The sequence below is a fragment of the Stenotrophomonas sp. STEN063 genome (assembly GCF_056854515.1).
This window is the reverse complement of the sequence record NZ_JBXFWF010000013.1, coordinates 60461-71990: the sequence shown is the minus strand read 5'-3', so window position 1 is coordinate 71990 and position 11530 is coordinate 60461. Positions and strand designations below refer to the sequence as shown.

Annotated in this window: 11 protein-coding genes; 1 reads left to right on the top strand and 10 read right to left on the bottom strand. The window is 64.8% G+C overall.

The genetic code is table 11. The annotated features are described in order from the left end of the window. Positions 1-137 precede the first annotated feature (137 nt). Positions 138-1064 carry an oxygenase MpaB family protein gene (locus AC1VWL_RS05585; RefSeq protein WP_481534367.1) on the bottom strand — a complete coding sequence of 309 codons (927 nt, stop codon included), beginning with the start codon at positions 1062-1064 and terminating at the stop codon, positions 138-140. A gap of 331 nt (positions 1065-1395) precedes the next feature. Between AC1VWL_RS05585 and AC1VWL_RS05580 the strand changes: the two genes are divergently transcribed. Then, a complete protein-coding gene (locus tag AC1VWL_RS05580; RefSeq protein ID WP_282273375.1) occupies positions 1396-1998 on the top strand; it encodes a hypothetical protein in 603 nt (200 codons plus the stop codon). A 47-nt stretch (positions 1999-2045) separates the two neighbouring features. On the opposite strand, the gene AC1VWL_RS05575 is transcribed toward AC1VWL_RS05580, so the two are convergent. The 9 genes from AC1VWL_RS05575 to AC1VWL_RS05535 form a co-directional block, all read right to left on the bottom strand. Next, a complete protein-coding gene (locus AC1VWL_RS05575) occupies positions 2046-2375 on the bottom strand; it encodes a hypothetical protein (protein WP_296252488.1) in 330 nt (109 codons plus the stop codon). 28 nt (positions 2376-2403) lie between these two features. Next, on the bottom strand, positions 2404-3177 hold the full coding sequence (locus tag AC1VWL_RS05570) for a LytR/AlgR family response regulator transcription factor (protein ID WP_481534366.1): 774 nt from the start codon (positions 3175-3177) through the stop codon (positions 2404-2406). After that, positions 3167-4507, bottom strand: coding sequence for a histidine kinase (locus AC1VWL_RS05565; protein ID WP_482986051.1), 1341 nt, complete (start codon positions 4505-4507; stop codon positions 3167-3169). Before AC1VWL_RS05565 ends, AC1VWL_RS05570 begins: the two co-directional genes overlap by 11 nt. A gap of 237 nt (positions 4508-4744) precedes the next feature. Then, positions 4745-6718 carry a hypothetical protein gene (locus AC1VWL_RS05560; protein WP_482986050.1) on the bottom strand — a complete coding sequence of 658 codons (1974 nt, stop codon included), beginning with the start codon at positions 6716-6718 and terminating at the stop codon, positions 4745-4747. 402 nt (positions 6719-7120) lie between these two features. Then, positions 7121-8770, bottom strand: coding sequence for a M28 family metallopeptidase (locus tag AC1VWL_RS05555; protein WP_482986049.1), 1650 nt, complete (start codon positions 8768-8770; stop codon positions 7121-7123). A gap of 65 nt (positions 8771-8835) precedes the next feature. Beyond that, positions 8836-10086, bottom strand: a complete 1251-nt coding sequence (locus AC1VWL_RS05550) for an RNA polymerase sigma factor (protein ID WP_482986048.1) — start codon at positions 10084-10086, stop codon at positions 8836-8838. 199 nt (positions 10087-10285) lie between these two features. Further along, positions 10286-10642 (bottom strand): DUF1428 domain-containing protein, encoded by a 357-nt coding sequence (locus tag AC1VWL_RS05545; protein WP_482986047.1) that lies wholly within the window; start codon positions 10640-10642, stop codon positions 10286-10288. Positions 10643-10655: 13 nt separating this feature from the next. Further along, positions 10656-11069: a VOC family protein gene (locus AC1VWL_RS05540; protein WP_482986053.1), complete on the bottom strand. Its 414-nt coding sequence runs from the start codon at positions 11067-11069 to the stop codon at positions 10656-10658. Continuing rightward, positions 11066-11503, bottom strand: a complete 438-nt coding sequence (locus AC1VWL_RS05535; protein ID WP_481512334.1) for a VOC family protein — start codon at positions 11501-11503, stop codon at positions 11066-11068. The genes AC1VWL_RS05540 and AC1VWL_RS05535 overlap by 4 nt, the downstream gene beginning before the upstream one ends. Positions 11504-11530 lie beyond the last annotated feature (27 nt).

Here is an 11530-nt window from a genome sequence, read left to right as displayed (position 1 = left end):
CGGCAAGAGGCATTCCCGATAATGCCCCTGCCGAGCATGGCTCGGCACTACACCCCCCTCCCTTTCGCGCAGCGAAGGGGAGGGCTGGGGAGGGGTCGCTTTTTGCTGGTAAAGCCCCTGCCGAGCATGGCTCGGCACTACGCCGGATCAGGCCAGGCCGAGAGCATCGCTGGGTCCTGCCCTACCCGCTTGCAGGCACGCGTCGAAATGCCATCGTTCAAGGCAATCCGGAACAACGGCGCCACGCTGCGCAGCACCCGCGCCGCCACCACCGATTGCAACTGCTGGCCGCGGCTGCGGCCGAGCAGCTGCACCGCCCACTCCGGCAACAAGGCCGCACCCGCGGCAAGAAACACATCGCGCGACACGCCCGGCAATGGCACCGGCAAGCGCACATCGCTGAGCACCTCCAAGACCTCGCGTGAACGCTCATCCATCCTCAACTGCGACTGCTGCGCCTGGAAGTACTCACGCACCTGCGCTTCACTGGCTGGCACATCACGTGCGCCCAAGGCCTCGGCCACGCGTCGATACTCGTCGTAATAACGATCAGCGATGGCAGTCGGCACCTCACGACAATAGCGCCGGCAGCCTTCCAGAAAGCCATAGGCTTCGGTGACGTGCACCCAGGTCAACAGTTGCGAATCATCAGCGGCATAGGTGCGGCCATCGGGTAGCGTGCCCACCACCTGCGCATGAATACGCCGAACCTTGCTGATCAGCTTCTCGACCTCGGCTGCCGGTGCATAGCTGGTACCGGCGACAAAGCTGGTGGTACGGCGCAGCCGCCCGACCAGGTCTTCACGGAAATTGGAGTGGTCGTAGACGCCAGCCAAGGCACGCGGGTGCAGCAACTGCAGCATCAGCGCACACAGGCCGCCGGCCAACATGCCGGGGAACTCGGAATGGATACGCCAGGTAACACTGCCCGGCCCGAACCAGCCCGGGTCAGCCAGCGGCGTGTCGTATTCAACGCCGTTCTGGTTACGTGGAAAGGCGTCCAGCACCCAGCGACGGATATGGGCGGTGGCGGCGGCAGAGACGGGGCTGAACAGGGATGACATGGTGCCTATCGTACCGGTCCGGCTGCGCAGCTGGCTTGCTTGAGCCGCCGATCCGGCAACCGTACAGCCGCCGTCAAGCCCCGGTGCCAGCGACCGGCGCCCCATGTGCGAACGCAGCAGAGAACTCGACAAAAACTGAAACGTCCTTCGGCTTGGACGATGACGCACCGCAAAAAATCCGCGCTGTCACGGTGTCACGGCAAACACCGCCGGTCGGTTCTTCGCACCGCCCCCATTGCCAAGTGCGACGAAAGTGCTAGAACTGAGCCTGCCTGACCGCACCAACCTGCATCCGTCGCTCGTTCCAGCAAGTATCTGCAAGGAGCTCAACATGATCGCACTGTTCAAAGGTTTGGGATTGCTGCTGCAAGACAACGAGCTGTACAACAGCCCGTTCGAGAAACAGGTCGATCATTGGAAAAACCTGAGCGATCAGCAGATACGCGAGGAAGTGTCAGTACTGGCCAAGGCCAAGTGCCAGTGGCTGATGGCCTCGATCGTGCTGTGGCAGGCATCGTCACTGCTGATTCTTGGCTTGATCACCAATTACCTGTGGCGCGATGACTTCCATATCACCTTCACCCGCGTGGTGATCGTGCTCGGCTCATGGGTATCGATCCTGTTCGTGATCTGGTTCATGGCCAACATGTTCGACCATACCGCCGGTTTCGAGCGCTGGATGAAGGCCTTCAACAGCCGCGCCCGCATCAGCTCCGATGCCGACAGCGTGGATGAAGTGGCCGAGGCGCTGGAAATGGCTGAGCACTATCCGGAGGTCCTGGACTACAAGCAGGCCGTCACCAGCACCCGCGAGCTGCGTCATGAGGACGTGCGCATCATGCGTGAACTCGGACGCATGCGGCAGCATTCGGAACTGGTCGGCAAGCTCAATCACATCGGTGACGATGGCTTGCGGCTACAGCCTGCGTTCTGAACCAGTCGCACGCTTTGAAACCCATCGCCGCGCTCGTCGCGGCGATTTTATTTCTGCAGGGTTACCTGCTGGGAATACCCACTGGGCAAGCCACTGAGCTGACGGGTGGCGCCAACCACGACGACAAACTCGCCCAGGCCTTCACGCCGGCACAGCTGTGCATCGGCTGCGCCACTGCAATGCTCGCGGTACAGCAGATAATTGCAGCGACCACTATCACTCTGCAGGCACTGGAAACGGCTGACGCCGTTTTTCACGGTGGTGCGGCTGAGCAGGCTCTGTTCACCGCTGATGCGGGTCACCGAGGTCTGCCCGGGGGTTTCATGGATGCCCAGCATCGACAGCAGGCTGCCGATCAAAACTGTCAGGTAATGCATGGCAATACTCCGGCAAGCGGGGGCGGCATCACATGCCGCGGAACAGACTCATGAAGGGTTGGCTGACCATCAGCGTTTCACTGCGCTGTTTCAGCCGTAATACGCCGCGGCCACTGTCATCGCGGCTCACCGCCGCCACCGCCTTCATGTTGACGATGGTGGCGCGGTGGATCTGGCGGAAGCTGTTGGCGTCCAGGGCAGCCGTCAGTTCGCGCAGTGAGCTGCGCAGCAGCAGTTCTTCCTCGGCGGTGACCACCACCGTGTATTTGCTGTCGGCGCGGAAATACAGCACTTCGTCCAGCATCACCAGGCGGGTTTCGCGGCCATTGCTGGCGGTGATCCAGGCCAGCGGCGGTGCGGCCAAAGGCGCGGTGGGTTGCCTTGCCAGCTGCTGCAACAGCCGCTCCAGCACGCTTGGATCGGTGTTGCCACTCTGCCTGCGCGCCAGCACGCGCTGACGGGTCGCCACCAGCCGCTCATCACTGACCGGCTTGAGCAGGTAGTCGACCGCGCCTTGTTCAAACGCGCTGATCGCGTACTGATCGTAGGCGGTGACGAACACCACCTCGGTGTGCGGGCTCAGCCGCTGCAGCGCGCGGGCCACGTCCAGGCCGGTGATGCCAGGCATGCGGATGTCGAGGAAGGCCAGATCGGGCTTGTGCGTTTCCAGCGCTTCCAGTGCGGCGGCACCGTCCTCGCATTCGGCGACGATGTCCAGCTCAGGCCACAGGCGCTGCAACTGGGCTACCAGGGCCTGACGCAGCAGCGGCTCGTCTTCGGCAATGAGGGCTTCAAGATGCACGGGGCAGCTCCGGGATATTCACTGTTGCCTGTCCCGGCGCGTTGTTTGCCGGCGCAGCTGTCGTTGCGGCGGCGACGACCGGCGGTGGCGAGGCAAGCTGCTTGGGCAGGCTGATGGTGGCGGCCATGCCGCTGGGGAAGTTGGAAACCAGCGCAAGCGTGGCCTGCTCGCCGCAGCTCAGGCGCAGGCGCTCGCGCAGGTTCTTCAGGCCGATGCCGGTGCCACTGTTGTCGGTGCTGATGCCCTGGCCGTCGTCGGCGACGGTGATCGTCAACTGACCATCCAGCTCGCGCGCCAGTATCCACACCGTGCCGCCGCCGCTCTTGGGCTCCAGGCCATGCTTGATCGCATTCTCGACCAGGGTCTGCAGCGACATCGACGGCAGGCTGACGCCGTGCAGGTGCTCGGGCACATCGATCTGCAACGTCAGCCGCGAGCCCATGCGGATCTGCAGGATCTCCAGATAGGCCTTCACCCGCTCCAGTTCCTGTCCCAGCGTGGACACCGACTGGTCAATGCCGGGCAGGGAACTGCGCAGGTATTGGATCAGGTGCCCCAGCATCTGCTCGGCACGGGCCGGATCGCTGCGGGTCAGCACCTGCGCGTTGGCCAGCGTGTTGTAGAGGAAGTGCGGTTCCACCTGGGCATGCAGCAGGTTCAAACGGGCCACGCTGAGTTCTTTTTCGGCCTCGGTGCGTGCAGCCTGTGCGCGTTCTTCGCGGCGCTGCTGGGCAACCTTGCCGCTCAAGGCATGGGTGATGGCTTCGGCGTTCTCATAGTTGCTGCCTTCATCCAGCAGCCACAGGTCAACCCATGCGCCGGCATCGGGCTCGAAGAACAGGGTCACGCTGCTGGTGTCCGCACCGGGAATCACGCGGGCGGTGATCTGGTTGTGCTTGATCGCCAGCCGCGCCATCGGATTCCAGCGCGATGGCGGACGCTCGCCATAGGGATCGGCGCGGCGCTGGGTAGCGCGCAGCTGCAAGGTGCCAACCGAGCGCTCCAGGCGTTCGATACGCGGCATCTGCCCGATGACCTGCTCCAGCAGTGCGAATGCGGTGGGCGCATCCAGCGGCAGCTCGACCTGGCGGCGATGGCGATTGGCCAGCGACTGTGCGTCGAGGCGATCAGCAATCAGGGTAACGCGGCGGATATGGCCAACCACGGCAGTCAGCGCGAACAATGCCAAGGCCATCGCAGCGAGGCCGAAGATCCAGCCCGGTGACTGGTCCATGCCGCTGAACAAGCCACTCCACAGGAACGCAGCGACGAGAATCGTCAGCGCCCAGGCGGCGAGGATGCGGAAACCGAGGAAGAGGCTGGCGAACATGGGGCAGTCACCGTAGGGATTGGGATCGAGCATAGGCGCCGCCGGACAGGCTGCAAGCAGCCTGCGACGAAACCCGGAAAAGGGCGACCAAGCCCGGATTGGCGGGGATGGAAAAGCCGGGCCGTTGTAGGAGCGGCGTAAGCCGCGAAGGCGGCAGCAATGACGGGCCGGACAAGCCCGCAATCAGATGATCGACCTGCGTCGCGGCTTACGCCGCTCCTACAAATCCGACCTGCATCACCGGGACCTCCACTCTGCCGGCAGCGCCCACCGCGCCACGCCATCGCCACACAGGCCGATCAGCGCGTCACCCTGCGGCGCCCAATGCAGCTGGCGCAGGTCCCAGCAGGCGGAGCGGCTGGCATTCAATGACAGCGACTGCCCCGACTCAAGATTCCACACCGCCAGCACCGGGGTGCCGCCATCGTTGCCGCCCAAGGCCAGCAGACGTCCATCGGCCGAGGCCGTTGCCGCATTCAATGCGTTCAGCCCCGGCAACGCCAACGAATAGCGCAGCTTGCCGCTGGCCAGATCCACCACATGCATGCCCGGGTCGCGGCGATTGCCTTCCATCAGCACGAAGCCGACCGCAACCCAACCGCCCTTGGCCGAGCCCAGCGGCGCTGGCACCCACTGCGCCATGCCGGTGTCGTCATTGCCATCGACCTTGCCGAAGCGGCGTGGCAGGGTCAGCACGCGACTGACCCGTCCGGTCGTGCCATCCAACTCGGTCAAGCCTGCCGGGTCCTCGATCCAGAAACCCTGCCCCGGCCTGTCCCAGCGCACTGGCTTGACCAGCGAGTTGCCCGGATAGCCACCAACCACACCTTGCCGTGGCGCATCGAAACGCTGCGCATAGATCCACGGCTCACCATCGGCCGATGGCGTCGCCTGCGGCTCAAGCACGCGCAGCACATCGCGAAGTGCCCCACCGCCGTCCAGGGCATGGTCGTACGGCACCGGTCGGCCTTGCGTGTCATGCGTCCACTTCCAGCCGCCGCTGATCGGTTGACGCACACCGGCTGCCCAGCGCAGCGGATGTGCCAGCGCACGTTGCTGGTCCAGGCTGTACTCCACGATCTGCTGCTGTACCGCCAGCCAGGCAGTGCGGCCCTGCGGGTCCACGCTCAGGCCAGCGCGGCCGGCATCCGCGCTGGCTTGCCACAGACGCTGCGGCTTCTCCCCCATGCCCGGCGCCCAGCGCCACAAGGCCTCGGGATAGCTGCTGAGCAGGAGTACGCTGCCGTCGGCCAGCGGCCGCATGTCGTAGTAGTCGCCACTGCCGAAGGGCAGCAGGCGTTGCGCTGCGGTCGCGTCCTTGTTGCCGCCCGGTGCCGTCAAGGTCGGTTCGACGATGCGAGCGTCTGCCTGCGCCGGCAGTTGCCAATCACTGGCGCCGACGCCGATCTGCAGGGCAGCACCGGGCAGCGCGCGCAAGGCGTCGTACACCGGCGTGAACACCGCCTCCGGCACGCGGCGGCGGCTCAGACGTGGCGAGGGCCCACCGCCCATCACGTTGAACTCGCGCAGCTGGTCGACGATGCCACCGTTCGGATTCGGCCAGTCGTCGGTTCGGCTCAAGCTGATTGCCGTGGCCGGCTTGCCCAGCGCTTCGTCGACCTGCATCACCCGCACTTCGATCGTGCTTTTGGCGCGGCCGAGTACACCGTGTTTCTGTTCGGCGCTGGCCTGCCAGCTGGCGAAGCTGCGCTGCAATTCGGCCAGCTTGTCGCTCATCGCATCGACCGTGGCATCGCGCTGCAGGCGCTGCTCGCGCAGCGGCAGTTCCTCGGCCAGCAGGGCGCCCTGCTCCACCGCCGTCTGCAACGCAGGCATGCGGTAGCGACGGATGAACTCGGCCTTCAATTCCGGGCGGCGCGCGATCAGCACATTGCCCCAGCCGTGATCCATGTAGGCCACGCGGGTGCGCTGTACTGGTGCGTTGAATTTGCCCAGCGGTGCCAGGCTGGCCTGCACCACCGGCAGCACCTGCTCGAACGGCAACGCCACCAGCAGTTCCACCCTGTCCAACGGGCGTTGCTGCTTGGCCAGCAACGGTGCCTGCACGGCTGACGGCAGGCCTTTCTCTGGCGCCTGCTGCGCGGTCGGCAACATCTGCCAGTTTGCCGGCAAGGGCGCGGCAGAGGCCCACAACGAGGAGGTGATGCCAACCAGGCACAGGATCGCGCCGCAGGCGCTGGTGTTTGTCATGGGTCTTCCTTGATGGTGCGGTGACCAGATTCTTGGGGGCTGTATGTATTTATGGGTCCCCGACCCTCACCCCCACCCCTCTCCGGGAGGGCGAGGGGCCTGTAGTGCCGAGCCATGCTCGGCAGGGGCTTCACCGGTAAAGCCTCAAGCGCAGGATCGCTGCGCTCTAAAGCAAAGCTGCCCTCACCCCAACCCATCTCCCGCAGGAGAGGAACTTGTAGTGCCGAGCCGTGCTCGGCAGGGGCTTTACCGGTAACGCCTGAAGGCACGGCAGCGCTGCGCGCTGCGCAGAAGCTGCCCTCACCCCAACCCCTCTCCCGCAAGCGGGAGAGGGGCTTCAAAGCCTTCAAGCCTTCAAGCCTTCGAGCCTTCAAGCCTTCAAGCCTCCAAAGCCTTCAAAACTCACTTGCGCTCTGCCGCACTCGCATCACGCGTCGCGCGGAAGCTCTCCTCCGGACTCCAGTTCGGCCAGTCGCGCGAGTTGGCCAGCTTCTCGCCCAGGGTGTACAGCACTTCCAGGTCACGCGCGGCACCGGCGAAGGTCCAGTCGGCCTGCCATTCGTCGCCCTGCTGGTGGTAGCGCTTGGCGGTGTACTCGTCGGAAGCCTTCTTGCCAGCGGCGACGCCACCGTCGATCCAGTCCTGTCCCGCGCCATACGACAAGGCCGGCACGCCGCGCTTGGCGAACGGGAAGTGATCGGAGCGGAAGAACAGGCCGGCTTCCGGCTTGGTGTCCGGCGTGTAGCGGATGTCCCAGCCCTTGGCCACGTCCTTGAGCTGATCCAGCAGTTCGACCTTGGCGGTACCGTAGATGCCGAAGTCACGCGACGGGCTGTATGGCGACATGCCGTCCATGTTGATCACCGCAACCGTCTTGGCCAGCGGGTACAAGGGGTTGCTGGCGTAATACTCCGAACCCAGCAGGCCCTTCTCTTCCGCTGTCACGGCGAGGAACAGCACCGAACGTTGCGGCTTGGGCTGGGTGGCAAAACCACGCGCCAGCTCGACCAGTGCGGCGGTGCCGGAGGCGTTGTCCATCGCGCCGTTGAAGATACGGTCGCCACGCGCATCCGGCTCACCGACGCCAATGTGGTCCCAGTGCCCGGAGTAGATGACGGTTTCATCCGGATAGGTGCTGCCTTCCAGGCGCGCGACCACATTGTGCGAGGTGATGACCTCGTTCTTGACCTGGTAGCTGGCCGAGAAGGTTTCACCCTTCAGCTCCACCGGCTGGAAGTCGCGCGACTGCGCCTGCTTCTTCAGCGTCTCGAAATCCAGTCCGGCGCGCTTGAACAGATCCACCGCCAGGTCGCGCTGGATCCAGCCTTCCAGCGCCGGGTGCGCCTCGGCCGGGTTCTGTCGGACCACGTCGAACATGGTGTTGGTATTGGAACCGGCCACCGTCGCCCAGCCATAAGAGGCGGGGGCGGTTTCGTGGACGATCAGCACGCCGGCGGCGCCCTGGCGCGCACCTTCTTCGTACTTGTAGGTCCAGCGGCCGTAATAGGTCATGCCCTTGCCGTCGAAGTCACCGGCACCGGTCTCGAAATCCGGGTCATTGATCAGCACCACGGCGATCTTGCCCTTCAGGTCCACGCCCTTGAAGTCATCCCAGTTGCGCTCCGGCGCCTTGACGCCATAGCCGAGGAACACCAGCGGTGCATTGCTGATATCCACTGCACTGGCACCGTTCATGGCTGCGCGCACGGCGATCTCCTGGCCCTGGGTCAGGGTCTGTGGCTTGCCCTGGCTGCTCAGCGACAGCACCGGCTTGCCGACGATGTCGCCCTTCAACAGCGGCACCGCCTGGGTCCACAGGCGCTTGCCGTCCTGCAGGTCACCGCCCGGCTGCATGCCGGCAGCAGCGAACTGCCTGCTCAGGAAGGCGATGGTCTTTTCCTCGCCAGCGGTGGCCGGGGAGCGGCCTTCATAGGCGTCGGAGGCGAGCTCGCGGACATCGGCCGAGATGCGCGCGCCATCAAACTTGGGCGGGGCAGCCATCAGGGCTGTGGATACCGACATCGCCAACAGGCTGATTACGACTCGTTTCACGCTGTACTCCAGTGGTAAGGCAACCCCCGGAGTGTAGCCAGCCCAGCGCGCCGATGTGCAGTGTCTTAGTGCAGGGTTGCCGCACGGCCCAGCAGCGCCTCGCGCTCACGCGCATTGCTGCTCAGCGCCGCGGCCTGCTCAAACGCCTGGCGTGCTTCATCGGCACGCCCAAGCCGTGCCAGCAGGTCACCGCGCACGGCCTGCAACGGCGCGTAGCCTTGCAGCTGCGGATCATCGATCAACGCTTGCAACAAGCTCCAGGCCGGCAACGCACCTTGGGCCTGCGCCACCGCCACCACCCGGTTGAGCTCAACCACGGGTGAGGGCATCACCTCCGCCAGGCGCGCATACAGCACGGCGATGGTCTGCCAATCAGTCTGCTCGGCCAGCCTTGCGCGTGCATGACAGGCGGCGATGCCAGCCTGCAATACATAGGCGTCATCGGCACCGCCCAGCTTCGTTGCCTGATCCAACGCCGCCTGCCCGCGCGCGATCTGCAGCCAATCCCAACGGCTGCGGTCCTGCTCCAGCAGCAATACGGCCGAACCATCGGCGGCGGTCCGTGCACGCAGGCGCGAGGCCTGCAGCTCCATCAAGGCCAGCAGACCAAGCACCGGCACCGTGTTGGGCATCAATCCGGCCAGCACCCGGCACAGCCGCAGCGCCTCTTCGCAGAGCGCCGGCCGCATCCAGTCCTCGCCGCTGCTGGCCGTGTAGCCCTCGTTGAACACCAGATAGACCACGTCCAGCACCGACTGCAGGCGGGCGGACAGCTCCTGCAGGCGCGGCACTTCGAACGCCACCTTGCGTTCGGCCAGCAACCGCTTGGCGCGGACAATGCGCTGGGCGATGGTGGGCTCCGGAACCAGGTAAGCACGGGCGATTTCGGTGGTACTCAAGCCGCACAGCAGGCGCAGGGTCAGCGCGACCCGCGCATCGGCAGGCAGTTCGGGATGGCAGGCGACGAACACCAATCGCAGCAGGTCATCACCAATGTCGTCCAGATGGTCGGACTGGTCCGCGCCCATGCTGTAGTCCTGCAGTTCGTCGATGATCTGCGCCTGCCGCTGCGCATGCAGGCGCCGTTGCCGCAGCCGATCAATGGCCCGCCGCTGCGCGGTGGCCATCAACCAGGCGGCGGGGTTGTCCGGAATCCCCTGCCTTGGCCAATGCTCCAAGGCTGCAACCAGCGCGTCCTGGGCAAGTTCCTCGGCGCTGTCGAGGTCACCCAGCATGCGCGCCAGGCGCGCTACCAGGCGTGGCGACTCCATGCGCCAAAGGGTGTCCAGTAATCGTTGCAGCTGTGGATCGCTCATAGGGCGCGATCAGAGCATCGCGGTGAAATTGCTGCAAGCAAGCAGCGCATTTGCAGGAACGGCGATAGTGCCGAGCCATGCTCGGCAGGGGCCTGTACTAATGATGCGAAAAGCCAACCCCTCCCCAGCCCTCCCCTCCGCCTTCGGCGCAAGGGAGGGAGCAGAGCCTCCCCTTCGCTACGCGAAAGGGAGCAGAAGCTCACAACTGCACGAACGGCTTGAACCCGCCCCAGAACATGCGCTTGCCATCGAAGGGCATGTCCTTCGGTCCCATGCCGGCCAATCGTGGATCGGCCATCGCCTTGGCATTGACCTTGTCGCGGTGCGCGCGCGAGCGGAACACCACGTAGGCGAACACCACCACCTCGTCTTCCTTCAGCTTCACCGCCTGCGGGAACGAGGTGCGCTTGCCCGGCTTCACGTCCTCGGCCACCGCTTCGACATAGGCCAAGGCGCCGTGTTCCTTCCACACTTTCCCGGCCTTGCGCGCGATGCGCTTGTAGTCATCGATCTTCACGCTGGGTACCGGCAACACATATCCATCCACGTAAGCCATGATCGTCTCCTGGTTATTGGCCCGGCTCGCCATCCATATGGGCGATTTCCCACAGGTGGCCATCGAGATCGGCGAAGCCGCGCTGGTACATGAAACCGTAATCACGCGCCGGCATCGGTTCGCTGCCGCCGGCGGCCAGAGCTTTGTCCACCAGCTCATCCACCGCTGGCCGGCTGACCGCCGACAAGCAGGTGATCACCTCGGTCTGCTTGCGCGCATCACCCAGCGGCTTGGTGGTGAAGGTCTGGAAGAACGGCTCCACCAGCAGCATCACGAAGATGCTGTCGCTGATCACCATGCAGGCCGCGTTGTCATCGCTGAACTGCGGGTTGAAGCTGTAACCCAACGCGCCAAAGAAAGCCCTGGAGGCTTGCAGGTCACGCACTGGAAGATTGACGAAGATCATCTGCGGGTTGCCCATGCTCAGCCCTCCGCCGGCATCGGCTTCATGCAGTTGACCATCCACGGCTTTCCGTAGCGATCCAGCAACATGCCCCAGCGGTGCGCCCAGAAGGTTTCGGCCAGCGCCATCTGCACCTGCCCACCTTCGGCCAGGGCTGCGAACACGCGTTCGGCTTCCTCGATGCTGTCCACGTCGACGTTGATGGTGGTGGCGCTGCCACCAGCACCTTGCGGGCCATCGGCCGCCATCAGCGTCGCGCCGCCGGCTTCGACCTGGCAATGCGCGATCTGCTCCGGTTGCGGCATGAAACCGCCGCAACCTTCCGCATCCATGTCCGGACTCGGCGGCATGTCGCCGTACTTCATTTCCGACACCACCGTGCCACCCAGCGCCTTGGCGTAGAACGCCATCGCCTCGTGGGTCTGGCCGTTGAAGCCCAAAAACGGAATCAATTTCATCGTCCTGCTCCTGCTGCTCGGGGTTGG